The sequence below is a fragment of the Streptomyces sp. NPDC001381 genome, assembly GCF_042895685.1.
Classification (GTDB): Bacteria; Actinomycetota; Actinomycetes; order Streptomycetales; family Streptomycetaceae; genus Streptomyces.
Map to the genome: position 1 here is coordinate 97,526 of NZ_JBIAWO010000005.1, position 26,903 is coordinate 124,428.

Annotated in this window: 26 protein-coding genes; 11 read left to right on the plus strand and 15 right to left on the minus strand. The window is 74.4% G+C overall.

Features of this window, described 5'->3' with window-relative positions; translation table 11 throughout:
• Positions 1 to 71 precede the first annotated feature (71 nt).
• Both ACFY2L_RS23200 and ACFY2L_RS23205 read left to right on the plus strand, forming a co-directional pair.
• Positions 72 to 644, plus strand: a complete 573-nt coding sequence (locus ACFY2L_RS23200; RefSeq protein WP_390823247.1) for a helix-turn-helix domain-containing protein — start codon at positions 72 to 74, stop codon at positions 642 to 644.
• Positions 645 to 686: 42 nt separating this feature from the next.
• Complete coding sequence (locus tag ACFY2L_RS23205) at positions 687 to 1,241, plus strand: YbaK/EbsC family protein (protein ID WP_390823248.1); 555 nt, start codon at positions 687 to 689, stop codon at positions 1,239 to 1,241.
• A gap of 9 nt (positions 1,242 to 1,250) precedes the next feature.
• On the opposite strand, the gene ACFY2L_RS23210 is transcribed toward ACFY2L_RS23205, so the two are convergent.
• On the minus strand, positions 1,251 to 2,438 hold the full coding sequence (locus tag ACFY2L_RS23210) for a cation diffusion facilitator family transporter (RefSeq protein WP_390823249.1): 1,188 nt from the start codon (positions 2,436 to 2,438) through the stop codon (positions 1,251 to 1,253).
• 61 nt (positions 2,439 to 2,499) lie between these two features.
• On the opposite strand from ACFY2L_RS23210, the gene ACFY2L_RS23215 reads away from it, so the two are divergent.
• A complete protein-coding gene (locus ACFY2L_RS23215; RefSeq protein WP_390657238.1) occupies positions 2,500 to 2,859 on the plus strand; it encodes an ArsR/SmtB family transcription factor in 360 nt (119 codons plus the stop codon).
• A gap of 59 nt (positions 2,860 to 2,918) precedes the next feature.
• On the opposite strand, the gene ACFY2L_RS23220 is transcribed toward ACFY2L_RS23215, so the two are convergent.
• The 3 genes from ACFY2L_RS23220 to ACFY2L_RS23230 form a co-directional block, all read right to left on the minus strand.
• The gene (locus tag ACFY2L_RS23220) at positions 2,919 to 4,127 is read right to left on the minus strand and encodes a 4-hydroxybenzoate 3-monooxygenase (protein ID WP_390657239.1); all 1,209 of its coding nucleotides are present in this window, start codon (positions 4,125 to 4,127) and stop codon (positions 2,919 to 2,921) included.
• Between the two features lie 57 nt (positions 4,128 to 4,184).
• On the minus strand, positions 4,185 to 5,111 hold the full coding sequence (locus ACFY2L_RS23225) for a formylglycine-generating enzyme family protein (protein ID WP_390823250.1): 927 nt from the start codon (positions 5,109 to 5,111) through the stop codon (positions 4,185 to 4,187).
• Positions 5,112 to 5,232: 121 nt separating this feature from the next.
• Entirely contained in the window at positions 5,233 to 5,640 is a 408-nt protein-coding gene (locus tag ACFY2L_RS23230; RefSeq protein WP_390823251.1) for a CoA-binding protein, read from the minus strand.
• A 115-nt stretch (positions 5,641 to 5,755) separates the two neighbouring features.
• On the opposite strand from ACFY2L_RS23230, the gene ACFY2L_RS23235 reads away from it, so the two are divergent.
• From ACFY2L_RS23235 to ACFY2L_RS23245, 3 genes are all read left to right on the plus strand, one after another.
• Positions 5,756 to 6,469: a hypothetical protein gene (locus ACFY2L_RS23235; RefSeq protein ID WP_390657242.1), complete on the plus strand. Its 714-nt coding sequence runs from the start codon at positions 5,756 to 5,758 to the stop codon at positions 6,467 to 6,469.
• Positions 6,466 to 7,005: a SixA phosphatase family protein gene (locus ACFY2L_RS23240; protein WP_390657243.1), complete on the plus strand. Its 540-nt coding sequence runs from the start codon at positions 6,466 to 6,468 to the stop codon at positions 7,003 to 7,005. Before ACFY2L_RS23235 ends, ACFY2L_RS23240 begins: the two co-directional genes overlap by 4 nt.
• Positions 7,006 to 7,290: 285 nt before the next feature.
• Positions 7,291 to 7,917 (plus strand): YigZ family protein, encoded by a 627-nt coding sequence (locus ACFY2L_RS23245; protein ID WP_390657244.1) that lies wholly within the window; start codon positions 7,291 to 7,293, stop codon positions 7,915 to 7,917.
• Positions 7,918 to 7,925: 8 nt separating this feature from the next.
• On the opposite strand, the gene ACFY2L_RS23250 is transcribed toward ACFY2L_RS23245, so the two are convergent.
• Complete coding sequence (locus tag ACFY2L_RS23250; RefSeq protein ID WP_390823252.1) at positions 7,926 to 8,663, minus strand: class I SAM-dependent DNA methyltransferase; 738 nt, start codon at positions 8,661 to 8,663, stop codon at positions 7,926 to 7,928.
• Between the two features lie 187 nt (positions 8,664 to 8,850).
• On the opposite strand from ACFY2L_RS23250, the gene ACFY2L_RS23255 reads away from it, so the two are divergent.
• Both ACFY2L_RS23255 and ACFY2L_RS23260 read left to right on the plus strand, forming a co-directional pair.
• Complete coding sequence (locus ACFY2L_RS23255; RefSeq protein WP_390823253.1) at positions 8,851 to 10,014, plus strand: exonuclease SbcCD subunit D; 1,164 nt, start codon at positions 8,851 to 8,853, stop codon at positions 10,012 to 10,014.
• Positions 10,011 to 13,196, plus strand: a complete 3,186-nt coding sequence (locus ACFY2L_RS23260; RefSeq protein WP_390657247.1) for an AAA family ATPase — start codon at positions 10,011 to 10,013, stop codon at positions 13,194 to 13,196. Before ACFY2L_RS23255 ends, ACFY2L_RS23260 begins: the two co-directional genes overlap by 4 nt.
• Here ACFY2L_RS23260 and ACFY2L_RS23265 read toward each other — a convergent pair.
• A complete protein-coding gene (locus tag ACFY2L_RS23265) occupies positions 13,157 to 13,603 on the minus strand; it encodes an Lrp/AsnC family transcriptional regulator (RefSeq protein WP_390657248.1) in 447 nt (148 codons plus the stop codon). The genes ACFY2L_RS23260 and ACFY2L_RS23265 overlap by 40 nt on opposite strands.
• A gap of 124 nt (positions 13,604 to 13,727) precedes the next feature.
• Here ACFY2L_RS23265 and ACFY2L_RS23270 point away from each other — a divergent pair, with 124 nt between their 5' ends.
• Positions 13,728 to 14,207: a rhodanese-like domain-containing protein gene (locus tag ACFY2L_RS23270; RefSeq protein WP_390657249.1), complete on the plus strand. Its 480-nt coding sequence runs from the start codon at positions 13,728 to 13,730 to the stop codon at positions 14,205 to 14,207.
• Positions 14,208 to 14,211: 4 nt separating this feature from the next.
• Here ACFY2L_RS23270 and ACFY2L_RS23275 read toward each other — a convergent pair whose 3' ends face one another.
• The 3 genes from ACFY2L_RS23275 to ACFY2L_RS23285 all read right to left on the minus strand — a co-directional run bounded on the left by ACFY2L_RS23275 (position 14,212) and on the right by ACFY2L_RS23285 (position 17,456).
• A complete protein-coding gene (locus ACFY2L_RS23275; RefSeq protein ID WP_390823254.1) occupies positions 14,212 to 15,018 on the minus strand; it encodes an ATP-grasp domain-containing protein in 807 nt (268 codons plus the stop codon).
• Positions 15,019 to 15,124: 106 nt separating this feature from the next.
• Entirely contained in the window at positions 15,125 to 16,816 is a 1,692-nt protein-coding gene (locus tag ACFY2L_RS23280) for a DUF885 domain-containing protein (RefSeq protein ID WP_390823255.1), read from the minus strand.
• A 136-nt stretch (positions 16,817 to 16,952) separates the two neighbouring features.
• Positions 16,953 to 17,456 carry an Lrp/AsnC family transcriptional regulator gene (locus ACFY2L_RS23285; protein WP_390657252.1) on the minus strand — a complete coding sequence of 168 codons (504 nt, stop codon included), beginning with the start codon at positions 17,454 to 17,456 and terminating at the stop codon, positions 16,953 to 16,955.
• Positions 17,457 to 17,498: 42 nt separating this feature from the next.
• Between ACFY2L_RS23285 and ACFY2L_RS23290 the strand changes: the two genes are divergently transcribed.
• Positions 17,499 to 18,773, plus strand: coding sequence for a trans-sulfuration enzyme family protein (locus ACFY2L_RS23290; protein ID WP_390823256.1), 1,275 nt, complete (start codon positions 17,499 to 17,501; stop codon positions 18,771 to 18,773).
• On the opposite strand, the gene ACFY2L_RS23295 is transcribed toward ACFY2L_RS23290, so the two are convergent.
• The 5 genes from ACFY2L_RS23295 to ACFY2L_RS23315 form a co-directional block, all read right to left on the minus strand.
• Entirely contained in the window at positions 18,770 to 20,188 is a 1,419-nt protein-coding gene (locus ACFY2L_RS23295; RefSeq protein WP_390657254.1) for a GNAT family N-acetyltransferase, read from the minus strand. The genes ACFY2L_RS23290 and ACFY2L_RS23295 overlap by 4 nt on opposite strands.
• A gap of 123 nt (positions 20,189 to 20,311) precedes the next feature.
• Positions 20,312 to 21,898: an alkaline phosphatase D family protein gene (locus ACFY2L_RS23300; RefSeq protein WP_390823257.1), complete on the minus strand. Its 1,587-nt coding sequence runs from the start codon at positions 21,896 to 21,898 to the stop codon at positions 20,312 to 20,314.
• A gap of 139 nt (positions 21,899 to 22,037) precedes the next feature.
• Complete coding sequence (locus ACFY2L_RS23305; protein WP_390823258.1) at positions 22,038 to 22,661, minus strand: hypothetical protein; 624 nt, start codon at positions 22,659 to 22,661, stop codon at positions 22,038 to 22,040.
• 224 nt (positions 22,662 to 22,885) lie between these two features.
• Positions 22,886 to 23,716, minus strand: coding sequence for an alpha/beta fold hydrolase (locus ACFY2L_RS23310; protein ID WP_390823259.1), 831 nt, complete (start codon positions 23,714 to 23,716; stop codon positions 22,886 to 22,888).
• A gap of 100 nt (positions 23,717 to 23,816) precedes the next feature.
• On the minus strand, positions 23,817 to 24,464 hold the full coding sequence (locus tag ACFY2L_RS23315; protein WP_390657258.1) for an NADPH-dependent F420 reductase: 648 nt from the start codon (positions 24,462 to 24,464) through the stop codon (positions 23,817 to 23,819).
• A gap of 300 nt (positions 24,465 to 24,764) precedes the next feature.
• On the opposite strand from ACFY2L_RS23315, the gene ACFY2L_RS23320 reads away from it, so the two are divergent.
• A complete protein-coding gene (locus ACFY2L_RS23320; protein WP_390657259.1) occupies positions 24,765 to 25,526 on the plus strand; it encodes a GntR family transcriptional regulator in 762 nt (253 codons plus the stop codon).
• A gap of 128 nt (positions 25,527 to 25,654) precedes the next feature.
• On the opposite strand, the gene ACFY2L_RS23325 is transcribed toward ACFY2L_RS23320, so the two are convergent.
• Positions 25,655 to 26,812, minus strand: a complete 1,158-nt coding sequence (locus ACFY2L_RS23325; protein ID WP_390657260.1) for an ROK family transcriptional regulator — start codon at positions 26,810 to 26,812, stop codon at positions 25,655 to 25,657.
• Between the last annotated feature and the right edge of the window lie 91 nt (positions 26,813 to 26,903).

A 26,903-nucleotide genomic window follows, 5' to 3' on the forward strand; every position in this document is an offset into this window, starting at 1 on the left:
TGGAAGTGGACCCTGGCATCCAGAATATTGGACTCCTGGCCCGGAGGGGAACGGACGGAATTGGACGGAACGTGTCGGACCTCGACCTGCTGACCCAGTCCCTGGCGCGCAACGTCAAGCGCTGGCGCACCGAGCGCGGCTTCACCCTCGACACGCTCGCCGCCCGCGCGGGCGTCAGCCGCGGCATGCTGATCCAGATCGAGCAGGCCCGCACCAACCCCAGCCTCGGCACGGTCGTCAAGATCGGCGACGCGCTCGGCATCAGCATCACCACCCTGCTCGACTACGAACAGGGCCCCAGGGTCCGCGTGGTCCCCGCCGATCAGGTGGTCCGGCTGTGGCACACCGAGGCGGGCAGTTACAGCCGCCTCCTCGCGGGCACGGAGGCGCCCGGCCCGCTGGAGATGTGGGACTGGAGACTGATGCCCGGCGAGAGCAGCGGTTCCGACCCGCATCCGGCCGGTACGGTCGAGATCGCCCATGTCACGGCCGGTGAGCTGACCCTCACCGTCGAGGGCGCGGAGTTCCGCGTCCCGGCCGGTGCGAGCGTCACTTTCGAGGCCAACGCGGCCCACACGTACGCCAACCGGGGCGAGGTCCCGACCGAGATGGTGCTGACCGTGTCCGTGCCGCCCGTGCACTGAGACACCGCCGCCCGCGCGGCCGGGTCTTGTTAGCGTGCGGACATGCGCGCACCCATCGGACACTTCGACACCGCCACCCCCGCCCCCGACTGCCTCGACGAGCTGACCGGCCCGGTCGCCGACGCCGTGCGCCACTGGAGCGGCAGCGTGCCCGCCGAACAGCTCATCCACGTCGACACCGACCCCCGGTGGGCCGACACCGCGGTCTTCGTCGAGCACTACGGGCAGGAGCTGCTGGAGCGGTCCGCGAACTGTGTCGTCGTGGCGGGCAAGCGCGGCGGGGAGAGCACCCTCGCCGCGTGTGTCGTCCTCTCCACCACCCGGGTGGACGTCAACGGCGCCGTCCGCCGTCAACTGGGCGCCCGCAAGGCATCGTTCGCCCCGATGGACACGGCGGTGGGGGAGACCGGCATGGAGTACGGCGGCATCACCCCGATCGGACTGCCCGCCGCCTGGCCGGTGCTGGTGGACTCCCGCGTCGTCGACCTGCCGTACGTCCTGGTGGGCAGCGGGCGCCGGCGCGGCAAGCTGCTCGTCCCGGGCAAGGCGCTGGCCGAACTGCCGGGCGCGGTCGTGCTGGAGGGGCTGGGGGTCTGACGCCCCCGCTCAGGCCGCCGTGTGGTGGGCGAGGGCCAGGTGCGGATCCGCCTCGCCCGGCACCGGTGCCGGGTCCGCGTGCACCAGGGCCGCGGTGAGCCGGGGGACCGCGTGCAGCAGCGCGTGCTCCGCGTCCACGGCGATCGCGTGCGCCTGGCGTACCGTGGCCTCGCCGTCCACGACGACCGCCACCTCGGCGCGCAGCCGGTGCCCGATCCAGCGCAGCCGCAACTCGCCCACCCCGTGCACCCCTTCGACCTCCCGCAGCGCCCGCTCGGCCCGGTCGACCAGGGCCGGGTCCACGGCGTCCAGCACCCGCCGGAACACCTCCCGTGCCGCGTCCCGCAGCACCAGCGCGATCGCCGCGGTGATCACCAGTCCCACGACCGGGTCGGCCGCCTCCCACCCCAGCGCCGAACCGCCCGCCCCCACCAGCACGGCGAGGGAGGTGAAGCCGTCGGTGCGCGCGTGCAGCCCGTCCGCCACCAGCGCCGCCGAGCCGATCGAACGGCCGACGCGGATGCGGTACCGGGCCACCCACTCGTTGCCCGCGAAACCGGCCAGCGCTGCCAGCGCGACGGCGCCGAGGTGCTCGACCGGCCGGGGATGGAGAAGCCGCTCGACCGCCGTCCAGCCGGCGAAGACCGCCGACCCGGCGATGGTCAGCACGATCGCGAGACCCGCCAGGTCCTCCGCGCGCCCGTAGCCGTACGTGAAGCGGCGGGTGGCCGCCCGCCGGCCGAGCACGAAGGCGATGCCGAGCGGTACGGCGGTCAGCGCGTCCGCCGCGTTGTGCACCGTGTCGCCGAGCAGGGCCACCGACCCCGAGACCACCACCACGGCCGCCTGGACCAGGGCCGTCACGCCCAGCACCGCCAGCGAGACCCACAGGGCGCGCACACCCCGGGCCGAGGACTCCAGGGCCCGGTCGAGATTGTCGGCGGTCTCGTGGGAGTGCGGGGTGAGCAGGTGCTCCAGGCGGTGGCGGAGGCCGGTGGAGGGGCGGTGGGGCGAGTGGTCGTGGGCGTGACGGCGGTCGTGCCCGTGAGGGGCGTCAGGCCCGTCGGCGTGTTCGTGCCCGTGGGGATGCCCGTGCCCGTGGGGGTGCTCGGGCCCGTGGTGGTGCTCGTGCCGGTGGCGGTGCTCGTCCCCGAGAGGGTGGTCGTGACCGTGGTGGTGGTCGTGCTGCTCGCTCACGTCGGTCCCTTCAGGTGCGCCGGGGTGGACGCGCGTACGCCCACCCCGCCATTATGTGCGTATGAGCGCACGCATGCACCTGTCACCTGCGCACCATGTGCACCCGCGCACCCCCGGCGAGGAGCAGTTCGCGCTCGCGGCCGAGCTGCTCGCCCTGCTCGGCGACCGCACCCGGCTCACCCTGCTGCACGCCCTGACCTCCGGCGCGGCCGACGTGACCACCCTGACGGAGGCGTGCGGGGCCGCCCGGCCGGCGGTCAGCCAGCACCTGGCCCGGCTGCGGCTGGCCGGGCTCGTGCAGACCCGCAAGGAGGGCCGCCGGGTGATCTACTCCCTCTCCGACGGCCATCTGCGCCGCCTGCTGGACGAGGCGCTGAACGTGGCCGACCACCGGCTGGGGGACCAGCCGGTGCACGACTAGGGTGCGTGCCGGGCGCCGCGGGTGCTGTGCGGGACTTTGGAAACACCCCCTAGGGCACGTCAGTAGTGCTCGGCGGTCCCCAGGTACTGCTCGGCGAAGGCGGCCGCGGCGGCGGGTGAGGTGAACAGGCGGCGCAGCCGGGCGAAGGTCGTGCCCGCGCGGAACGGGTCCCCGGCCGCGGTGCCGTGATAGACCTCCGACAGCCACTGCGAGAACTCCTGGTAGTCCCACACCCGGCGCAGACACAGCTCCGAATAGCCGTCCAGGCCGCCGCCGTCCCCGCCGTCGAGATAGGCGCACAGCGCGTCGCCCAGCAGGAACGCGTCGTGCAGAGCCAGGTTCATGCCCTTGGCGGCGATCGGCGCGACGAGATGCGCCGCGTCGCCGGCCAGGAAGAGCCGCCCGTACGTCATCGGTTCGACCACGTAGTCGTGCATGTCGAGCACCCGCTTCTCGATCAGCGGTCCCTCGGTGAGCGGCGGGGCGCCCGCGCCCGCGAGGCGCTGGTGCAGCTCGGACCAGACGCGGTCGTGGGGCCAGTTGTCCGGGTCGTCGCCCGGCGGACACTGGAGGTAGTAGCGGGTCACCTCGGGGCTGCGGGCCATGTGCCCGGCGAAGCCGTTGGCGTGGACGCCGAACACCACGCAGTCGGCGGACGGCGGCGCCTCGGCGAGCAGTGCCAGCCAGCCGACGCCGTAGTCGTGCCGCGCGATCCGCAGGTGCTCCGGCGGCGGCGCGCTCCGGCTGACCCCGCGCGCCCCGTCGGCGCCGACGACGAAGTCGCAGTGCAGCAAGCGCCGTTCACCCGTCTCCGGGCAGGTGTACGACACCGCGGGGCGGGAGGAGTCCAGGTCGTGCAGCTCGACGTCGCGCACGGAGAACCGGGCGTCACCGGCGCGCACGTCGACGTACTCGTGGACGAGGTCCGCCACCAGCAACGGCTGCGGGTACACCCAGTGGTGATGTCCCGTCAGCTCACCGTAGGAGAGGCGGTACCGCTCGCCGCCGAAGCGGAACTCGCACGCGGTGTGCCGCTGGGCCCGCGCCAGCAGGTTCCCGGCCAGGCCGCGCCGCTGGAGACCGCGGACGGCCCACTCCTCGAGGACGCCGGCCCGCGGCCGCTGCTCGATGAACGCACGGCTCTCCGTCTCCAGGACGACACAGTCGACGGACGCGGCCCGCAGGATGTTGCCGACGGTCAGCCCCGCGGGTCCCGCGCCGACAATGACGACCGAAGCATGGCCGGGGGCAGGGGAGTTGGTGGTCACCCGCACATTATGGACGCCCTCTGGAATCAGCCCGGCCGTCCGGCGGTCACGCGTCTTTCAGAGGTCCTGGACGTCCTGGACGCACCGGAAACCCGCGTGGCCACTGGAGCTGTCGGGGGTGTTGGAGCTGCGGGCGGCCACACGGTAGCGGTTGCAGTAGGAGGCGTGGCACAGGTGCGAGCCGCCCCGGATCACCTTCCCCGGGCTGTGCGCGGACCAGTCGTCGGCACACCACTCCCACACGTTTCCCGACACGTTGTACAGCCCGAACCCGTTCGGTGCGAAGGCGTCGACGGGCGCCGTCCCACGATGTCCGTCGGCGGCGGTGTTCTTCGCCGGAAAGGTGCCCCGCCAGATGTTGCAGCGGAATTCCCCGCCCGGATCCAGCTCGTCGCCCCACGGATAACGCTTCTGCTCCAGACCGCCCCGGGCCGCGTACTCCCACTCGGCCTCGGCGGGCAGCCGCCCGCCCGCCCAGGCGGCGTACGCGGCCGCGTCGAACCAGGAGACGTGCACCACCGGGTGGTCCCCGCGCCCGTCCAGACCGCTGCCGGGTCCCTCCGGCCGGTTCCAGGCGGCCCCGCCGACGGCGCACCACCAGGGAGTCCGCTCGGGGCGCGGCGCGTCCCGGCGCAGCGCGCCCGGCAGGAAGCCGGCGAACACGTACGACCATCCGAGCCGTTCGGCGTCCGTCACATGCCCGGTGTCCGCGACGAACTCCGCGAACCGGTCGTTCGACACGGCGTACGCGTCGATCCGGAAGGGCGCGACCCGCACCGCCCGCACGGGACCCTCGCCGTCCGCCGGGAAGCCCTCGGAATCCTCCGCGCCCATCAGGAACTCACCGCCGGGCAGCTCCACCGTCCCGTCGGCGGCGGCACGCGCCGACGGGACGGGCAACGGGGGCGGCGGCCCGGCGGCACCCCCGCCGGCGGGCATGCAGCAGCGGGCGGCGGACGGGGAGCCGTACTCGTTCTCGGGCATACGGGCGCCCAGCATGCCCGAGGAACCTGTGGGCCAGGGGAGCGCCGGGCGGGTCGGCCCGGGCGACCGGGGGAACGCAGGCGCGGTCAGCGCCGACCGGCCGGGGGAGCGCCGGCCCGGGTCAGCCCAGCCGCGGGATCTCGATGGCCGGGCAGCGGTCCATCACCATCTCCAGGCCCGCCGCGCGCGTCCGCCCGTAGGCCGCCTCGTCGACCACGCCGAGCTGGAACCACACGGCCTTCGCCCCCTTGGCGACCGCCTCGTCGGCGACGGCACCCGCGAGATCGCTGTTGACGAAGACGTCCACGACGTCCACCTCGAAGGGGATGTCCGCGAGGGAGGCGTAGCCCTGCTCCCCGTGCACCGTCTCCGCCTTCGGATGGACCGGCACCACCCGCTTGCCGTAACGCCGCAGCACCTCGGCGACGCCGTACGCGGCCCGCCCGCGGTTCGTCGAGAGCCCCACCACGGCCCAGGTGTCACCGAGTCCGGTGAGGATCTTGCGGATCGTTGCCTCGTCGCCGTACACGGGCGGCCTCCTGCGGGGGTGCGGACAGGGTCTGTCCAGGGCGTCAACAGCCCGCGCCGCCCCCTGATTCCGGGGCCCGCCTGCGCGTCGCCCGCGAGCCGCCTAGGCTCGCCTCGTGCTGCGCATCACCGACGCCCGAACCGGCGAACCCGTCGTCGCCGCCCCCGCCCGCCGTGGACTGACCCGGGTGCAGGCGCACGCCTCGGGGTACGACGCGAGTTCGCTCCGCGTCCTCCTCGTGGCCGACGTCCTCGTGCGGACGCTGGAGCTCGGCGGCACGCCCGTATGGGCCCTGCTGACCGGCGAACGCGACCAGGCGGAGCTCCGCGAGGGCGCGACCGCCCTCGGCATCCACCCCTTCGAGGACGGCCGGGACCTCGGTGCCGGGGTGGGGGAGGCGCAGATCCTGCACGTGGTGGGGGAGGCGGGCCCGGCCCCCGACGGGGTGCGGATCGCCGTGGCGCCGGTGACGGGGGCGGTCCCGGCCGACTTCGCCGCGCTGCGCCTCGCGCTGCTGTCCCGCCCCCGCACCGAGCCCGTCGGGCTCGACGCCGCGGCGCTGGGCGAGGCCCAGGACCTCCTCGTACGCTGGCGGAGGGCCGTCGCCGGCTGGGCGCGCCGGCCGTCGCGGCCCGTCCCGGACGAGGTGCGCGGACGGCTCCGTGCCGCCTGGGAGGACGACCTGGACGTACCGGAGGTGCTGAGGGTGCTGCGCGGGGTGGAGGACGCCGGGCCGGAGCTGCCGGACGGCGCCCGCTTCGAGACCTACGCCTACGCCGACCGGCTCCTCGGCCTCGACCTCACCCGCGACCTGGGAGCCCCGGCATGAGCGCGCAGGGGAGCCCCCCGCGCCGGCTGGTGGTGCTGCGGCACGCCAAGTCGGACTGGCCGGACGGCGTCCCCGACCACGAGCGGCCCCTCGCGCCGCGCGGCCGCCGGGACGCCCCGGCCGCGGGCCGCGCCCTCGCCGAGGCCGGCTGTGTCCCCGACCTCGCCCTGTGCTCCACCGCCGTACGCGCCCGCCAGACCTGGGACCTGGCCTCTGCCCGGTGGGACACCCCGCCCCCGGTCCGCTTCGAGCCGCGCCTGTACGCGGCCGACGTGCCCGAACTGCTGGAGGTCGTGGGGGAGACACCCGCGGGGGTCGGGACGCTGCTGCTCGTCGCCCACAACCCGGGTCTGGAGGAACTGGTCCTGGAACTGGCCGGGGACGCGCTCGACGACGCGCTGGACGAGGTCCGGCTGAAGTTCCCGACGTCGGCGATCGCGGTGCTGGCCTGGCACGGGACCGCCTGGGACACCCTGACGCCGGGTACCGCCCTGCTGACCTCGATGATCGTGCCCCGGGGCAAGAAGGGCGGCTGAACCGGCCCCGCCCGTCGGTGCCCGCACGGGTCGGTGCGGGCGGGAAGGCCGACGCCCGGCTGCCGGGCGGTCTCCGCGGGGCCGGAGGTGTCGTCGTCCCGGAAGACGATGCGGGCGGGCAGGTCGCCCGGGTACCGGGCGGCCCAGCCCCACAGGGTGACGAGCGCGGCCGCGACCGGCGGGACCAGCCACAGGGCGGCGGTGGCACCCCGGCGGCGCCACTGGCGGCCGGCCTGGACGGGGCCGGGGGGCGTGCCCTCCGGTGCCGGCGCATAGGGTGGCCGGATGCAGGACGAGTACCGCACAGTCGCCCGGGCGGGCGTGCACGAGACCGAGGTCAACCGCTCACGCTTCCTGTGCGCCCTCGCCCCGGCGGCCACCGAGCGGGAGGCCCAGGACTTCATCGCGTCCGTCCGCAAGGAGCACGCCGACGCCACCCACAACTGCTGGGCCTACGTCATCGGCGCCGACGCGGCCGTCCAGAAGGCCAGCGACGACGGCGAACCCGGCGGCACCGCGGGCGTCCCGATGCTCCAGATGCTGCTGCGCCGCGACATGCGGTACGTCGTCGCCGTCGTCACCCGGTACTACGGCGGTGTCAAGCTCGGCGCCGGCGGCCTGATCCGGGCCTACGGCGGCGCGGTCGGCGAGGCCCTCGACAGTCTCGGCACCCTCACCCGCCGCCGCTTCCGTCTCGCCACCGTCACCGTCGACCACCAGCGCGCCGGCAAGGTGCAGAACGACCTGCACTCCACCGGCCGCGAGGTGCGGGACGTCCGCTACGGCGAGACCGTCACCATCGAGATCGGCCTCCCGGACGCCGACGTGGACGCCTTCCGCGCCTGGCTCGCCGACGCCACGGCGGGAACCGCGCTCCTCGAACTGGGCGGCGAGGCGTACGGGGACGCCTGACGGAGGCCCTAGGGGATGCGGTAGACCGACACGTGGGAACGGGACTCGGCGGTGAACTCGGCGCCCGACCAGTCCGCGTGCCTGCTCTCCCGCTCGAACCCGGCCAGCCGGGCCATGAGGTCGAGCTCGGCCGGCCAGATGTAACGGTGCGGCGAGCGGTCCAGCCGGGCCTGACGGCCCTCCTCGTCGAACCTGAAGTGGTGCGAGACGACGTGCTGGCGCAGGACGTCGTAGGTGTCCAGGCCGATGTAGCCGTCCTCGGCGTGCCAGACGGTCGCCGGGGTCCCCGGGGGGAGCCTGCGCAGTTCGGGCACCCAGAGCTCGACCACGAACCGTCCCCCGGGAGCGAGGTGGCGGGCCGCGTTGCGGAAGCACTCCACCTGCTCGGCCTGGGTGAGCAGGTTCGAGATCGTGTTGTAGACCAGGTAGACGAGTGTGTAGGTTCCCGGCGCGCGGGCGGTCGCCATGTCCCCGACGACCACCGGGATCGCCGTGTCGTCCGCCTTCTCCCGCAGCCGGTCGATCATCGGGCGGGACAGCTCGATGCCGGTCACGGGCACTCCGCGCGCGGCGAGCGGGACGGCCACACGTCCGGTGCCGACGGCGAACTCGAGTGCCGGTCCGCCGCCCGCGAGCTCGGCCAGGCGCTCCACGGTCGGCTCGAGAACCTCGGGTGCGAACATCCCGGTACCGGGAGTGTCGTAGCGCCGGGCGGTGTCCGCGTCCCAGATCTGCTCCTGTTCCATCCCGCCAACGGTCGTCGGACGCGGTCCAGTTGTCCAACGAATTCATGCCGGGTCGGCCGTCGGAGCGGGCATATCATTCGATTTGCGCCCTGGTTCGGACAAAAGGTCGAATCGGGTGAGGGATCAGGTGCCGAAGGCGTTAGCGTGGTCGCTGTTCACGGTTGGTCCCGTAGGTCGGAGCGGTTTCTTGAGATTGCTGCACACGTCCGACTGGCATCTCGGCCGGTCCTTCCACCGCGTGAACATGCTCGGGGCGCAGGCCGCCTTCATCGGCCATCTCGTCACCACCGTGCGGGAGCGCGAGGTGGACGCGGTCGTCGTGTCGGGCGACGTCTACGACCGAGCGGTGCCGCCGCTGGCCGCGGTCGAGCTGTTCGACGACGCCCTGCACCGCCTCGCGGACCTGGGCGTGCCGACGGTGATGATCTCCGGCAACCACGACTCCGCCCGCCGGCTCGGCGTGGGCGCCGGACTGATCGGCCGGGCGGGCATCCATCTGCGTACCGACCCCTCGGCGGCCGGGACCCCGGTGGTGCTCGCCGACCCCCACGGCGACGTCGCCTTCTACGGTCTGCCCTACCTCGAACCCGCCCTGGTGAAGGACGAGTTCGGCGTGGAGAAGGCCGGCCACGAGGCCGTGCTCGCCGCCGCCATGGACCGGGTGCGCGCCGACCTCGCGACCCGCGCGGGCGGAACCCGGTCCGTCGTCCTCGCCCATGCCTTCGTCACCGGCGGCGAACCCAGCGACAGCGAGCGGGACATCACCGTCGGCGGAGTCGCCTCCGTGCCCGCGGGCGTCTTCGACGGCGTGGACTACGTGGCCCTGGGGCATCTGCACGGCTCCCAGGCCCTCACCGAGCGCGTCCGCTACTCGGGCTCGCCGCTGCCGTACTCCTTCTCCGAGGCCGGCCACCGCAAGACCATGTGGCTGGTCGACCTCGACGCGGAAGGGGCCGTCACCGCCGAGCGGATCGACTGCCCGGTGCCGCGCGCGCTGGCCCGGATCTCCGGGACCCTGGAGGAGCTGCTCGCCGACCCCGCGCTCGCCCGGCACGAGGAGGCCTGGGTCGAGGCGACGCTCACCGACCCCGTCCGCCCCGCCGACCCCATGGCCCGGCTGACCGAGCGGTTCCCGCACGCGCTCAGCCTCGTCTTCGCCCCCCAGCGGGCCCCGGACGACCCGGACGTCTCCTACGCGAGGCGCCTCGCCGGCCGCAGCGACCAGGAGATCGCCGAGGACTTCGTCGCCCATGTGCGCGGCGCGGGGCCCGACGAGCGCGAGCGGGGCGTGCTGCGGGACGCCTTCGACGCCGTCCGTGCCGACGACACCGTGCGGGAGGTGGCGCGGTGAGGCTGCACCGGCTCGATCTGACGGCCTTCGGGCCCTTCGGCGGCTCCCAGAGCATCGACTTCGACGAACTCTCCGCCGCCGGCCTCTTCCTGCTGCACGGCCCGACCGGCGCGGGCAAGACCTCCGTCCTCGACGCGGTCTGCTACGCGCTCTACGGCTCCGTCCCGGGCGCCCGCCAGAACGTCCAGGGCCAGGGGCTCACCCTGCGCAGCGACCACGCGGCCCCCGGCACCCGCACCGAGGTCACCCTCGAACTCACCGTCGCCGGACGCCGGCTGGAGATCACCCGGCAGCCGCCGCACGAGCGCGCCAAGAAGCGCGGCACGGGCACGACGGTCGAGAAGGCGCAGACCTCGCTGCGCGAGTACGACCCCGTCGCAGGCGCCTGGAAGGACCTCAGCCGGTCCCACCAGGAGATCGGCGAGGAGATCACCCAGCTCCTCGGCATGAGCCGGGAGCAGTTCTGCCAGGTCGTGCTGCTGCCGCAGGGCGAGTTCGCGCGGTTCCTGCGCGCCGACGCCGAGGCACGCGGCCGGCTGCTGGGCCGCCTCTTCGACACCCGGCGGTTCGCCGAGGTGGAGAAGCGGCTCGCCGAGCGCCGCCGGGAGGCGGAGGCACGCGTGCGGGAGGGCGACGCCGACCTCGTCGCCGACGCCCACCGGATGCAGCAGGCCGCAGGGGACGCCATGGAGCTGCCCGAGCTCCAGCCGGGCGAGCCGGGCCTCGCCGAGGCCGTCGTCACCGCCGCGGCCGTGGCCCGCAGTACCGCCCGCGAGCAGCTGACGATCGCCCACTGCCGCCTCGCCGCCGCCGAGTCCGCCCAGGCGGCCGCCGAGCGGGCGCTGACCGACGCACGCGAACTCGGGCGTCTGCAGCGGCGGTTCGCCGAGGCGCGGGAACGGGCCGGGCGGCTGGAGGAGCGTGCCGGGGCCCACCGCGAGGACCAGACACGCATGGAGCGGTCCCGCAAGGCCGAGGCGGTGGCCCCCGCGCTGGAGCTGCGCGAGGCGGCCGAGACGGAACACCACAGGGCGGTACGGGCGGAGGCCCGTGCGCGGGCGCTGGTGCGGGAGGCCTTCGACGGGGCCGGACCCGGGGGTTCCCGGACGGACGGCGACGGCGCGGGTTCCCGGACGGGGAGCGGGGGCGCGGGCGGGACCCGGGCCACGCTGCCGGGCGATGCGCTCGCGGAAGCCGAGGCCGACTCTGCCGGCCTCGCCGACGCTGCCGCGCTCGCGGACGCCGGTGCTGCCGGACTCGCCGCCGCCGCCCGTCGGGCGGCGGAGGAGCTCGGCGGTCTGGAGTCGGCCCGCCGGGCCGAGCGGCGGCTGGCCGGACTCCTCGCGGAGCGTGCCGGTCTGGACCGGCAGGAGCGGGCCGACGCGGACGTCCTCCAGGAGGCCGGGGCATGGCTCGCCGGCTGGGAGGAGACCCGTACCGGCCTCCTGAGCGCCGTCGAGTCCGCCCAGGAGGACGCCACCCGGGCCGAACGGCTCGCCGTGCAGCGGGAACCCGCCCGCAAGCGGCTCGCCGCCGCCCGTCAGCGGGACCGGCTCGCCCGGAGCGCGGACGACGCACACCGGCATGTGCTCACCGCCACCGAGCGCGCCCAGCAGGCCCGCGCCGCATGGCTGGACGTCAAGGAGCGGCGGCTGAACGGCATCGCCGCCGAACTCGCCGCGCGGCTCACCGACGGCGAACCCTGCGCGGTCTGCGGTGCCGTCGAGCACCCGGCACCCGCGCGCAAGGACGCCGGGCACGTCGGCCGGGAGACCGAGGAGCGGGCGCTGGCCGCGTTCCAGCGGGCCGACGAGGAGCGCGCCGAGGCCGAGCGGAGCCTGGGCCTCGTCCAGCGCGAGCTGGCCGTCGCCGAGGGCGAGGCCGGTGACGCGCCCACCGAACAACTTGCCTCGCTTGTAGAGGAGCTGGAGCGGGAGTACGACCGGGCTCGCAGCGGCGCCTCGACTCTGCGGGACGCGCACGACAAGCTGCGGCAGGCCGAGCAGGAACGCGACCGGCGCGTCCGCGATCAGCAGGAGGCCGCCGTACGCGCCGCCTCGCGGGTCGCGCGACGGGACGCCCTGGACCGTGAACGGACCTCACTGGAAGCGGAGTTGGCGCAGGCACGGGGCGCGGCCGACAGTGTGGCGGCCCGTGCCGCCCAGCTGGAGCGGCGGGTCGCGCTGCTCACCGAGGCCGCGGACGCCGCGCGGGCCGCCGAGGAGACCGCTCAGCGGCTCAAGGACGCCGACGCCCGGCTCGCCGACGCCGCGTTCCGGGCCGGCTTCGACACCCCGCAGGCCGCCGCCGACGCCCTCCTCGACGCCGACGCCCACCGCGAGCTGCAACGGCGCCTGGACGCACGGCAGTCCGAGGAGGCCGCGGTCCGCGCCGTGCTCGCCGAGGCCGACACCGCGGCCGCCGCCCAGCAGCCGCCCGCCGACCTCACGAGGGCGCAGGACGAAGCGGCCGCCGCGGCCCGGCGGCTGCGCGACGCCGCCTCCGCGCGCGACGCGGCCGCACGGCGCTGCGCGGAACTGGACCGCCTCTCCGCCCGCACGGCCGAGGGAGTACGGCGGCTCGCGCCCCTGCGCGAGGAGTACGACCGGGTGGCCCGCATGGCCGGTCTCACCGCGGGCACCTCGGCCGACAACGAGCGCAGGATGCGCCTGGAGGCGTACGTCCTCGCGGCCCGTCTGGAGCAGGTGGCCGCCGCCGCGACCGCACGGCTGCAGCGGATGTCGTCCGGGCGCTACACCCTCGTCCACTCCGACGACCGGGCCGGACGCGGCCGCAGCGGGCTGGGCCTGCACGTCGTCGACGCCTGGACCGGACGGGAGCGGGACACCGCCACCCTCTCGGGCGGCGAGACCTTCTTCGCCTCGCTCGCCCTCGCCCTCGGCCTCGCCGACGTGGTCACCGACGAGGCGGGCGGGGTGCGCCTGGACACCCTCTTCATCGACGAGGGGTTCGGCAGCCTGGACGACCAGACCCTCGACGAGGTGCTGGACGTCCTGGACTCCCTGCGGGAACGCGACCGCAGCGTGGGCATCGTCAGCCACGTCGCCGACCTGCGCCGGCGCGTCCACGCCCAGCTGGAGGTCGTGAAGGGCCGCGCGGGGTCGGTGGTGCGGCAGCGGGGCTACCGGCCCAGCGGGCGCCGGGGGAGTGGCGAGGAGTAGACGACGCTGGTCGTCACCGACCCGAGCGCGCCGATCTTTCCGGACACCTCTTCCAGGTGCCGCATCGAACGGGCGGCCACCTTGATCACGAAGCAGTCGTCGCCCGTGACGTGGTGCGCCTCCAGGATCTCGGGGGTGACCGCCACGAGGTCGTGGAACGGCTTGTAGTGGCCGTTGGGGTAGCGCAGCCGTACGAACGCCAGGATCGGCAGCCCCAGCCGCTCGGGGTCCACGACGGCCGCGTACCCCCGGATGACGCCCGCCTCCTCCAGCCGCCGCACCCGCTCGGTCACGGCGCTCGGGGACATCGACACGGCTCGCGCCAGATCGGCGAAGCTGGCCCGGCCCTCGCGCTGGAGGACCTCGAGGATGCGCCAGTCGGTGGCGTCCGGGGAATACGCGGTCATGAGCGAGGGATAGCAGGGGAATCCCCGGCGGAGCAACCCTCTCGCCGGGGAACGCCCCTTCAGGCAGGTGATCGCCGACCGTAGATTTCTGGTCATCGGGAACCCGCCACAGAGAGGCCCTGCGATGACCGCCACCGTGAACCCCGTCCTGCGTGTCGCCCCCGCCGCCCCCACCGAGGCCGCCGCCCACTTCCGCGCCTCCCTCGCCTTCCACGCCGACGTCTCCGACGTGGCGGCCGCCCTCGACGCGGCGGCCGGCGGCGACCCCGGGTTCGTCGTCCTGGACTCCCGCTCCACCGAGGCCTGGGACCAGGGTCACCTCCCCGGCGCCGTCCATCTGCCCACCGCGCTCGTCCCCGAGCAGGCGGAGCAGCTCCTCGACAGGAACGTGCCGGTGGTGACGTACTGCTGGGGCCCCGGCTGCAACGGCGCCACCCGCTCCGCCCTCGCGCTCGCCGAACTCGGCTACCGGGTCAAGGAGATGCTCGGCGGCTTCGAGTACTGGGTGCGCGAGGGCTTCGCCTACGAGACCTGGGAGGGCAGCGAGCGGCGCGACGCCGATCCGCTCACCGCTCCCGTGGACGCGGCGAACTGCGGCTGCTGACCGCTCACGTGCCGCGTCGGTCGCGTACGACCTCCGGGACCGGCCGCAGGAAGCGGCGCTCCGCCTCCCCGAACTCCCCCTCGGGGCGGGCCGCGCACAGCACGACGTCCAGCGCCGCGTCCGCGTCGCACGCGTAATGACCGCTGGCCCAGGCGGCGTTGGCCTCCACCACGGCCCAGCCCGAGCCGTCGACCAGGCCCACGTCCACCACGATCGCGCTCGGCAGCCCCGTCCCCGCCAGCCGCTCCGCGAAGGCCGCCACCTCCGCGCGCCGCGGGTCGTCCGCCAGCGGGACGACGTCCAGGGCGCCCCGGGTCGTGTACCGGCTGCCCGTGCGCACCTCGCCGTCCAGCAGGAACAGGCGGTACTCCACGGCGAACGCCACGATGTCGCTGACCAGCACGGGCTCCGAGCCCTCGACCGCGTCGGACCCCGGCAGCCCGCTGCCGTCCGGATAGACGCGGGCCGGGAAGCTCTTGTCGTTCGGCGGCTTCACGAACGCGGGGCGGCGCAGCGTCCGTGCCTCCTCGATCGTGGTGAACTCCACGTCCCGCAAGGTGAGTTCGTGCGGCAGCCGGGCCAGCCAGTCCCCCGGCGCCTCCAGCAGTCCGACGCCCAGCTCCCGTGCGACCGCGTCCGCGAACAGCGGACCGGCGTACAACGAAGCACCTTCGGCCACCCGCCACCCGTCCGGCACCCGCCAGTCGTGCAGCGTCTCCACCCGCGCCCCGCGCCGCCGCGCCGCGCCCGCGAGGGCGTGGCCGGTCGCGGTGACCCGCGGGGACAGGAACAGGGTCCGGGCGATCGTCATGGGAGACGAGGGTGGCGCAGCGGCGGGCCCCGGCGACAGCGAATTTCCCGCGGCCCGCCACGCTCGTCCCGGCGACCGCGCGTCTCCGGGGCCCGCCCCGCCCGGGTCAGAGCCGCGCCAGCTCGTCCACCAGGTCGTCGAGGCCCAAGGACCCCTGCGAAAGGGCCGCCATGTGCCAGGACTTGAGGTCGAAGGCGGCACCGTGGCGCTCACGGGCCTTCTCGCGGCCCAGCAGCCAGGCCCGTTCGCCGAGCTTGTAGCCGATCGCCTGGCCGGGGATGGTCAGGTAGCGGGTCAGCTCGCTCTCCACGAAGTCCGCCGGGCGGCTGCTGTGCGCCCCGAAGAACTCCTGCGCCAGCTCGGGCGTCCAGCGCTCGCCCGGGTGGAACGGCGAGTCCGCCGGGATCTCCAGCTCCAGGTGCATGCCGATGTCCACGATGACCCGCACCGCCCGCATCATCTGCGCGTCCAGATAGCCGAGCCGGTGCTCCGGATCGGTGAGGAAGCCCAGCTCGTCCATCAGGCGCTCCGCGTACAGCGCCCAGCCCTCGGCGTTGGCGCTGACCATGCCGACGGAGGCCTGGTAGCGCGAGAGGTTCTCCGCGACGTGCGCCCACTGCGCCAGCTGGAGGTGATGGCCCGGGACGCCCTCGTGGTACCAGGTCGAGACGAGGTCGTACACCGGGAACCGGGTCTGGCCCATCGTGGGCAGCCAGGTGCGGCCCGGCCGCGAGAAGTCCTCCGACGGGGGCGTGTAGTACGGGGCGGCCGCGCTGCCGGCCGGGGCGATCCGCGACTCCACCCGCCGTACCCGCTCGGCGAGCTCGAAGTGGGTGCCGTCCAGTGCCTCGATCGCCTGGTCCATCAGGCCCTGCAGCCAGTCGCGGACCTCGTCGACGCCCTCGATGTGCTTGCCGTGCTCGTCCAGGTGCGCGAGCGCCACCCAGGGCGTCGCGGCGCCCGGCAGGATCCGCTCGGCCTCCTTGCGCATCTCGCCGAGGAGCCGGCGGTACTCCGCCCAGCCGTACGCGTACGCCTCGTCCAGGTCGAGGTCGGTGCCGTTGTAGTGACGCGACCAGCGGGCGTACCGCTCGCGGCCGACGGTGTTCGGCGCGTGCTCGACGGTGGGCGCGTACACCTCATGCATCCAGTCCCGCAGTTCCACGACCGCCGCCGTCGCCGTACGGGCCGCCTCGTCCAGCTCCGCGCGCAGGGCGTCCGGTCCGGGCGCGACGAAGTCCTCGAACCAGCCGCGGCCGGAGCCGTCCGTGTCCGACCACTCGGTGAGCTGGCCGATGAAGGTGGCGGTCGGGCGCGGCGCGCCGTACAGCTTGCGCTCCAGGCCGAGCGCCAGGGACTCCCGGTAGCCGGCCAGGGCCGCGGGCACCGCCCGCAGCCGCTCCGCGACCGCCGCCCAGTCCTCGTCGGTCTGCGTGGGCGTCACGGTGAACACCTCACGCACGTGGTGCGCGGGCGTGCCCATGTTGCCGACCGAGCGCAGGCCTTCGTCGGCGTCGTGCACGGCGAGAGCGGCGGTGAGGCGCTCGCGCAGCAGGCGCGCGCACCGGCGCTCGATGTCACTGTCCGCGCCCGGCTGCCGCTCCGCCTCGTCGAGCTGCGCCAGGGTGTCCCGCATGAGCCGGGCGAACGCCTCCTGACCGGAGGGCGAGAAGTCGGGCAGACGGCTCGAACTCTCCGCCACGCCTAGATAGGTACCGGTGACCGGGTCGAGGGCGATGAGGCCGTCGACGTAGGCGTCGGCGACCGCACGGGGAAGCGGGTTGTTGGTATGTGACATGCACACCATCCTCGTACGAGGGGACGGCGCACGTCACGGCGTTTGAGCTGAGGGCGTAGGACCGCGTCAGGGTGTTTGAACCGGCGGCGCGCCGGACCCCCGCCACGGCTGTTCGAGCGGGGCGGGGAGCGCGTCGTCACGGTGTTCGAGCCGAGGGCGCGGGCCCTTCCCCGGGCGGCAGCAGCGGCCCGCAGTCCCATCGCTGGAAGATCAGCCGGGTCTCGACCCGGGCCACCTCCCGCCGGGCCGTGAACTCGTCGAGGACCAGCCGCTGGAGATCGGCCATGTCGGCGACCGCGACATGCACCAGATAGTCGTCGGGACCGGTGAGATGGAAGACGGTCAGCGCCTCCGGCAGCGCTCGGATCCGCTCCACGAACGGCCCCACCAGCTCCCGCCGATGCGGCCTGACCTGCACCGACAGCAACGCCTGCAGGCCCCGCCCCAGCTTGGCCGGATCCAGCCGCAGCTGATGCCCGAGGATCACGCCCGAGCGGCGCAGCCGCGTCACGCGGTCCAGGCACGTCGAGGGCGCCACCCCGACCTGCGCCGCGAGATCGCGATAGGTCGTCCGGGCGTCGTTCTGCAGCAGCCGCAGCAGCTGGAGATCCACCGGGTCCAGTACGACAGATTCGGCCATCGGCCGAACGTAGCACGGTGTTCGATTCCTGTGGCCCGTCCGATGTTCACTCTGCGGTCCATGGACTCAGCCGCAGCGAGCACGCACGCGCACCCGTACGACGACGTACGCACGTCCCCGGCACCCCGCGCACTGGCCACCGAGGCCGTGCACGCCGGGCGGGACGACCTGGCCCGGCAGGGCCTGCACGCCCCGCCGATCGACCTGTCCACCACCTACCCCTCCTACGACAGCCGCGCCGAGGCAGCCCGCATCGACGCGTTCGCCGCGACGGGCGCGGAGCCGCAGGGCCCGCCGGTCTACGGACGGCTGGGCAACCCGACCGTCGCCCGCTTCGAGACGGCCCTCGCCCGCCTGGAGGGCACCGAGAGCGCCGTCGCTTTCGCCAGCGGGATGGCCGCGCTGAGCGCCGTGCTGCTCGCGCGTGCCGCGACGGGCCTGCGCCACGTGGTGGCCGTACGCCCCCTCTACGGCTGCAGCGACCATCTGCTGACCGCCGGCCTGCTCGGCTCGGAGGTCACCTGGACCGACCCGGCCGGGATCGCGGACGCGCTGCGCCCCGACACCGGTCTGGTGATGGTCGAGTCACCGGCCAACCCGACCCTCGCCGAGGTCGATCTGCGGGCCGTCGCCCACGCCTGCGGCACGGTCCCGCTGCTCGCCGACAACACCTTCGCCACGCCCGTGCTGCAACGGCCCGCCGAACACGGTGCGCGGCTCGTCCTGCACAGCGCCACCAAGTACCTCGGCGGGCACGGCGACGTGCTGGCCGGTGTGGTCGCCTGCGACGAGGAGTTCGCGGGCCGGCTGCGGCAGATACGGTTCGCCACCGGCGGTGTGCTGCACCCGCTGGCCGGCTATCTGCTGCTGCGCGGCCTGTCCACCCTGCCGGTGCGGGTCCGGGCCGCCTCCGCGACCGCCGCCGAACTGGCCCGCCGCCTCGCCGCCGACCCGCGTGTCACCCGCGTCCACTATCCGCGCCTGGGCGGCGCGATGATCGCGTTCGAGGTGTCCGGCGATCCGCACGAGGTGATCGCGGGGGTCCGCCTGGTCACCCCGGCGGTGAGCCTCGGCAGCGTCGACACCCTGATCCAGCACCCGGCGTCCATCAGCCACCGCATCGTGGACGCCGACGAGCGCCGGGGCGCCGGGGTGAGCGACCGGCTGCTGCGGCTGTCGGTGGGGCTGGAGGACGTCGAGGACCTGTGGCGGGACCTGGACGGCGCTCTGGGGGGCGCTTGCGCACCCCCCGAGCGGCTCGGTGAACGGGGCGAGCGGCCGTACGAGACCGCAGCCGCCGGCGGCCCGGCAGCCTAGGCGTTCCCCGGCTCGGCGGAGCGGGACAGCGATCCCCCGACCGCCCCGCGCTCCGCCGAGTCCAGTCGAGCGGTGATCACGAGCGTCCCCTCCTCGATCTGGTAGTCCAGGGGCAGTCCGAGACCGCGCATCGCGGCGACCATGCCGGTGTTGGACGACTGCGTCACCGCGTAGACACTCTCGCACCCCGCTTCGACGGCCATCGCGACCAGTCGGCCGAGCAGTTCCCGGCCGATGCCGCGCCGCTGCCACTGGTCCTCGACGAGCAGCGCGACCTCGGTCTCGTCGCCGTCCCACAGGAGGTGACCGAGGCCGACGACGCGGCCCGACGGCGTCTGCACGGCGAGCGTGCGGCCGAAGCGGGGACTGAGCAGGTGGTTGAGGTAGCGGTCGGCGTCGCCGACCGGCCCGTGGTACCGCATGCCGAGCGTGCGGGCCGAGCAGCGCTCGTGCATCGCCCTGGCGGCCTCCAGGTCACCGGTGTCGGCCCGGCGCACGGTGATGTCGTTGCCCTCGGGCAGCGTCAGCACGTCCTGGCTGCGGGGGATCCGCGGACCGAGCCGGGCGTCCAGCTCGACCAGGGCACGCGCGCGTGCGAACTCGGTGGGGGTGAACGGCAGGTACGGCCGCTCCACGGTGATCACTCCGCCTTCCGGCGCCCGCAGGCGCATCACGGTGTCCTCCAGCACCCCTTCGACGGGCACGTCGGCCGGTCCCCGGCCGCCGCCCGCGGGCCTGGCAGGCAGTGATCGTATCGTGCACCGGCCCAGCAACTGCCGCAGTGCGAGCGGCAGTTCCGCCGCGTCCAGGGCGGTGCGGGTGGCGAGGCCGAGGACCCGGGTCGGCGCGTCCACCAGGTCGTGGGCGTCGGCCCGCTCGATCCAGGTGCCGCTGCCGCCCGCCCGGGCCACCGCGCGGGTGATGTCGGCCGCCGCGAGCGCCCCCGGGGCGCGCAGCAGGAACTCGTCCACCGTGTCCTCGCCCAGCGGATGCGTCTGCAGGCTCAGGATGTCCACCCCGTGTCCGGCCAGCGCCGTGCACAGCGCGGCCAGTGATCCCGGCGCGTCCTTCACCGTCGTCCGCATCCGCCACAGGGTGCTCTCCGCGCCGCCGACGGCGGGCCCGGCCTGCTCCTCCGCAGAGGACGGCCGGGCACCGGTATCGGTATCGCTCACCGGCGGTGCGTGGCCGTGACGCCTCGCCCACCAGGTGTGGAACCCGGCCGTGGCGACCAGCGCGGCCGCGGAGAACGCCAGCAGCGCGGGACCGTCGGGCCCGTGTCCCACCAGGTTCGCCACCACGTCGGCCACGGCGACGGCCGTGAAGACGGCGGCGAGTTCCACGACGTCCCGCCGCCAGTGGTGCACGGGGCGTCCGTGTTTCGCACGCGTCACGTCAAACATGTCTCGAGTCATGCAGCCACTGTGGAGGAATGGTGTTGCGTGATCACGAACGCTTTGTGACTGATGGGTAAAGGTTCCCAATGTCCCTTTTGTTAATTCTTCTACGACTGCTGCCCCGCCCGTGCGGCCCCGCTCTCACTGCCCCACCCGCCCCGGCTGCAGGACCTGCGTGAACAGCACGGTGCCGTCCTGCTCGCGCAGCCGGACCGTGAGCTCGCCGCTGTCGCCGTCGATGTCGACCTCGCCGAAGAACTGGTAGCCGCCGGCGGGAGAGACGTTGGAGGCGGTGGGCGCCTTCACGAACACCCGCTCCGGGCCGAACGTGCCGTCGAGCGTGGCGGCCGGGAAGGCGCCCGCGTTGAGCGGGCCGGAGACGAACTCCCAGAACGGCTCGAAGTCGGTGAACGCGGCGCGTGAGGGCTGGTAGTGCTGGGCCGACGTGTGGTGCACGTCGGCGGTCAGCCACACCGTGCCGGTGATCCGCCGGTGCTTGACGAACCGCAGCAGCTCGGCGATCTGCAGCTCACGGCCGAGCGGCGCGCCCGGGTCGCCCTGTGCCACCGCCTCGAAGTTCGCCCTGCCCTCGGTGGTGTCCGGCACGACCAGCCCGAGCGGCATGTCGGCGGCGATCACCTTCCACACCGCCCGCGAGCGCGCCAGCTCCCGCTTCAGCCACTCCAGCTGCTCGCGGCCCAGGATGCCCTGCGGGTCCACCGTCCCGTCGTCGGGCGAGTTGGCGTTGCGGTACGTCCGCATGTCCAGGACGAACACGTCGAGCAGCGGCCCGTGCCGCAGCACCCGGTGCACCCGGCCCTCCTTCCGGCCCGGCCGCAGCGTGGAGATCGGGAAGTACTCGCCGAACGCCCGCCGGGCGCGTGCCGCGAGGACGTCGACGCTCTTCTCCGTGTAGCGGGTGTCGGAGGCGGCGATCACCTCGCCCGGGTACCAGTTGTTGCGCACCTCGTGGTCGTCCCACTGGATGACCGACGGCACCTGGGCGTTGAACCGCCGCAGGTTCTCGTCCAGCAGGTTGTAGCGGAAATTGCCGCGGAACTCCGCGAGCGTCTCGGCCACCTTGGACTTCTCCTCGGTGGTGACGTTCCGCCAGAGACCGCCGTCGGGCAGCGCCTGCGTCGCCGTGAGCGGGCCGTCGGCGTAGATGGTGTCGCCGCTGCAGAGGAAGAAGTCGGGGTCGAGCCTCCCCATCGCGTCGTAGATGCGGTAGCCCCCGAGATCGGGGTTGATGCCCCAGCCCTGACCCGCCAGGTCCCCCGACCACAGGAAGCGCACCCCGCGCCGGCGCCCCGCGGGGACCGTGCGGAAGGTGCCGGTCACCGGCTCTCCGGTGCGGCGCGGGTCGTCCGGGTCGGCCAGCAGCACGCGGTAGTGGATCTGCTCGCCCGACGGCAGTCCGTGCAGCGCGGTCGTGCCGGTGAAGTCCGTGCCCGCGCCGAGCAGCGGGCCGTACCAGCGGCGCGCGTGCCGGAACGACTCGGTGGCGGCCGTCTCGACGATCATCCGTGCCGGACGGTCCGCACGCACCCACACCAGCCCGGAGTCGGAGGTCACGTCCCCCGTCTGCACACCCCAGTCGGCCCGGGGCCGCCCCGACAGGGCGAGCGCCGGCGCCGCGCCGGCCGCGACGGGCAGGGTCAGGGCCGCGGAAGCGGCCAGCGAGCCGCGCAGGACGCTGCGGCGCCCGGGAAACGGACGGTGGGTCATGGGGGGCCTCCAGAGGCGGGATCCGGCCGAGGTGCACCGTCACTCCTACTGGTGCACCGCGGCGCACACGCGAACCGCAAGTGAACAACTGGCCGCGCGGGGCGGGGGAACCGACGCGCGTCAGCTCCCGCCACTTCCCTCATCGGCCGTACGCCGTCCGGATCCGCGTGGGCGACACCTGCGCGTACCCGAGGACGAGCCGGACCGCCCCGCCGTGCCCCCCGGTCCCGTTGTCGCGTCCGCCACGCGCGTGCGCGTACTCCTCCAGCGCGCGCACCCGCACACCGGCCGCCGCCATCCGCCCGAAGGAACTCCGCCCCGGCCCGTGGGCCGCCCGAAGCTCCGCGATGACATGCACCCTGGTCGCGAACCCGGACACCCGCGTGCCCGAGAGGTGCTCCCGAGGCGCGTCCACCAGGGCGTCCCGGCGCTCCCGGCAGGCCCGTCGACAGCGCCGCGGCAGGCGGTCGTCGCCGGCGCGCTCCACGAAGCGGGCGAACAGCGCCTGGTCGACGGTGACGGGGCCGTACGGACGGTGCGGGCCTCGCCTGCTCCGTTCGCGCCTCGCCGGGGAGCTGGGCTTCGCCGTCCTGGCCGTGCCCGCCCCGCGGCCGCCGGGCCCGCGGCCGCTGTCCGCCACGGTGGGTGGTCTCGCCGCAGTGGAGTCCGCCGTGCCCGGCCCGCTGCTCGACGGCGCGGCACGGCTGCGGTGGCCGGACGCGGGCAGGGTGGGCGCGCTGCCGTGGCAGCCGGCGGTCGTCACCGTCGTCGGCTACGTGCCCTGGTACATGGGCCCCAGCGGATCGGCGCCGAACGCGCGACCCTCTTCTCCGGCCTCGCCCCCGTCGCCGCCTGCACCGCACCTCTGGCCGGCGACGGGCGGGTACGGGCCGGCCCGGGCGGCCGGCAGCGCCCTGGTCGGGCACGGGGGCGCCGTGGGCGTCTCGGCGGGGCGGTCCGGATGCCGCGGCGCCCCACCCGGACGGCTCAGCGGCTGCCGTCGAGGATCAGCCGGGCGACCAGGGCCGGGTCGTCGTTCATGGGGCAGTGGCCGCAGCCGGGGAGCCGGACCAGACGGGCGGCGGGGATGATCTGCTTGGCGCGGACGCCCTGGCGGCGGACGAGCAGCCAGTCCCGGGTGCCCCAGCCGACGGTGACCGGGATGCCGGGGATGTCGTCGGTGAACCGGACGCTCGTGCCCGCCCGCAGCGTCTGGTCGAACCCGGTGGCCTGGGCCAGCGCGAGCGTCTCGGCGACCACGGCCTCGGGTGAGCGGCGGGCGGGGCGGGCGTAGATCGTGCTGGTGAGGGCCGTGCGGCCGGCCGCCGTGCGGGCCAGCCGCTCGACGAGGGGGAGCGGCATCCGGCGGGAGAGGTGCCGCATCGACAGCAGGACGCCGAAGGCGTACCGCCGCTCGGCCTCCGACCAGAACCCGGCGGGGGACAGCGCGGTGACGGACCGTACGAGCTTCTCGCGGCCGAGTTCCAGGGCGAGCAGGCCGCCGAGGGAGTTGCCCGCCACATGCGGCCGTTCGAGTTCCAGCGCCTCGCAGAACGCGGCGAACACGGAGGTCGTCGTGGGCAGGTCGTAGGCGAGCCCGTCCGGCAGCGCGGGGGAGACGCCGAAGCCGGGGAGGTCCACGGCGATGACGTCGCGCTCGGCGGCGAGGATGTCCACCACCGGGTCCCAGGCCTGGCGGTGATGCCCGATCCCGTGCAGCAGGAGCAGCGGTTCGCCGCGGCCCGTCCGCTCGTAGGAGACGGTCACCGGCTGCGGGCCACTGGGTGTGGGGACCGGGAAGGAGGCGGTGGCGGGCATGGGGGAGCTCCTCGTCTGTACGGACCGGCGGACGCCGTAGACAGCTTGTCAGCAATTGCTACCGACGGGTAGCCCCTCGGGTGCCGCAGCCTGGCCGGGCTCAACGAGACGTGCGCAGCTCCAGGTTGAAGTCCGCGTGCCCGAAGTGGCGCATCAGGTCCAGCCACAGCGGCAGCCACATCTCCACACTCCGCGCCGCCCGGATGCCGCCCAGGTCGAGCACCCGGTCCGCGGGCCAGCCGAACTCGCCCAGCATCGCCGTGACCCGCGCCTTGGCGTCCGCGTCCTCCCCGCACACGAAGAGCTGGTGGCCGCCCGGCACGCGCGCGGGATCCACCATCACCGCGCAGTTGACCGTGTTCAGCGACTTCACCACGCGCGCGTCCGGGAACGCCCGCTGGATCTGCTCGCCGACGCTGTCCGACTCGACGGGCGACAGCCGCGCCTCGCCGTTCTCGAACGCCAGCGGGTTGGAGACGTCCACCAGGACCTTTCCGGCGAGGTTGGCCGCCCCGGCCGCCTCCAGCGCGGTGAGCGCCACCCGCCCGGGCACCGCGTTCACCACCACCTCGCCGAAGGAGGCCGCCTCCGCGAACGTACCGGCGCCTCCGCCGCTGTCCGCGGCCCACTCCAGAGCCACCGGATTGTCCTTCGTACGCGAGCCCAGCGTCACCTCGTGCCCCAGGGCCACCAGCTTTCCGCCCAGCGTGCGACCGACCTGGCCCGTGCCCAGCACGGCGTACCGCATGGCGACCTCCCGTTCCGCGGATCATTCCGACACGGTCATTGTGTGCCGAAGGCGTCGATTCCGCCCGGACGGCGCCGGACACCCCCGGACGGCGTCCGGCCGCGCCGGCCGCGCGAGCACGGGCCCGTACGAACGCCTCGTGAACGCTTTCCCGCCGGGCCCCCGTCGGCCGTCCGGGGGATCGAGGATTGGTCTTGACCAAGGGTGGGGGCCGCCCTATGGTCGCAGAGAAGTACAACAACCTTTAATAAACAAGGGCGCGAAATACGCCGCCGGACCATGGCGATTGCGGAGGACAGGGTGGGGACCACGCAACTGGAATCGGTACCGGAACCGAAGTACTGGCATCTCAAGACCGTACTGAGCGAGGCGCTCGACTCCGAGTTCACCGTCGGCGAGATCCTGCCGAACGAGCGCGAGCTGGCCGCCCGCTTCGGCGTCGCCCGGGCGACACTCCGCCAGGCCCTGGAACAGCTGGAACTGGAGGGCCGGCTGCAGCGCCGCCGCGGGGTCGGCACGACCGTCGCGCCGCCCCGGATGGGCGTCGCCGTCGGCACCGAACGACAGGCGTGGCCGGGCGGCGGTGACGACGCCTGGCAGTGCGTCGACTGCGCGCTCACGGTCCCGCCTGCCGCCGTCGCCACCGCCCTGGAGATCCCGCGCGAGGAAGCCGCGCACGTCGTGCGCCGCTCCCGGGTCTCCCACGGCCAGCCCGTCGCCGCCGAACTCCTCTACGTCCCGCAGGCGTCGGTGCCCGACCTGACCGGGATCGACACCCCGTCCGAGGCGGCCCGCGCCCGGGCCGTGCTGCGCGAACTGCAGCGCCTCGAACTGCAGGGCCAGGACCGCTCCGTGGAGCTCGGCTCGGCCCGCGCGGACGACGCCAGGGAACTCGATCGGCTGCCCGGCGCCCCCGTCCTCGTCGTCACCACCCGCTTCTTCGCCGGCGGCCGCACCGCCGCCCTCTCCGTCGCCACGTATCGCGCTGACACGTGCCGCCTGACGTTCGGCGCCTCGGGCGGAGTCGAGATACACCACGGCCCGGAACGCCGGGCGTCCTGACCGCCACGTCCGTCCCCCGCACGCGTGCGGCGGGCTCCCTGAACGCACCCGGCGGACGGACACCTCGCCCGCGCCCCGGAAACGCCTCCGGGGCGCGGTGCTTCGCGGCCGAGTGGTGATCCGGACCGTCACCGACGGGCCGTCACCGTCCCCTCCACCGCGAACAGTTGCTCCTCCACATGGTCCAGCGCCAGCCGCAGCGCCCCGGTGGCCACCGCCGCCTCACCGAGCATCGACAGCGCCACCTTCGGCGGCCGCAGACAGTAGCGCGCCAACTCCCGCCGCAGCGGCTCCAGTACGCCGTCGATGCCGGCCGCCCACCCGCCGACGACCACCAGCTCCGGGTCGAGGGCCAGCACCAGCGCGGCCACGTCGTGGACGAGCCGCTGGATGAAGCGGTCCACGGCGGCCCGCGCCCGCCGGTCGCCGTCGCGTGCCTGCGCGAACACCTTCGCCACCGCCTGCTCGTCCAGCGGATGCAGCGGTTCGTCCGTCGTGGACAGCAGGGTCTCCGGCGTCACCTCCCGGCCCAGCAGATGCAGTGCCCCGATCTCACCGGCCGCCCCGCCGTACCCCCGGTGCAGCCGCCCGCCGATCAGCGACCCGGCACCCGGACTCAGCCCCGCCAGCACGAAGACGACGTCGTCGGACTCGGTGGCCGACCCCTTCCAGTGCTCGGCCACGGCCGCCGCGTTGGCGTCGTTCTCCACCAGCACGGGACACTTGAAGGAGCGGCTCAGCCGCTCGCCCAGCCGCAACCCGGTCCACTCCGGCAGGGCCGTGCCCAGCCGCACGGTCCCGTCCGCGTCGACGATGCCGGGGGTGGCGACCCCCACCGCCCGCAGGGAGTCGCGGGGCACGCCCGCCCGGCGCAGCAGTTCGGCGACCGCCGTGCGCAGCCGTTCCAGCCGCTCGTCCGCCGGGACCGTCTGGTCGACGTCCTTGGCCTGCGAGCCCAGCAGCCGCCCGTCCAGGTCGGCGAGCAGCGCGGCCACCCGGTGCGAGCCGATCTCCAGGCCCAGCAGATGCCCGGCCTCCGCACGGAACCGGAAACGCCGCGCCGGCCGCCCCTGCCGCCGGGCGACACTGTCGTCGGCCGCCTTCTCGACGACGAGCCCCGCCCCGATGAGGTCCTCCACGACCCCCTCGACGGTCGGCCGGGACAGCCCGGTCACCCGTGTGATCTCCGTGAGCGTCGCGCAGTCCGCGGCACGCAGCGCGTGCAGCACCACCGCGGAGTTGATCCTTCGCAGCAGCGAGGGATCCCCGCCGGTCAGCCGCCCCAACGTCCGTCCTCCCAGCTCGTGCGCGTGTTGGGCGGATCGTACTCGGCGGGGAGGAGCCGGGCGAGAGCGGTATCCGTACCGATGCCGTCAC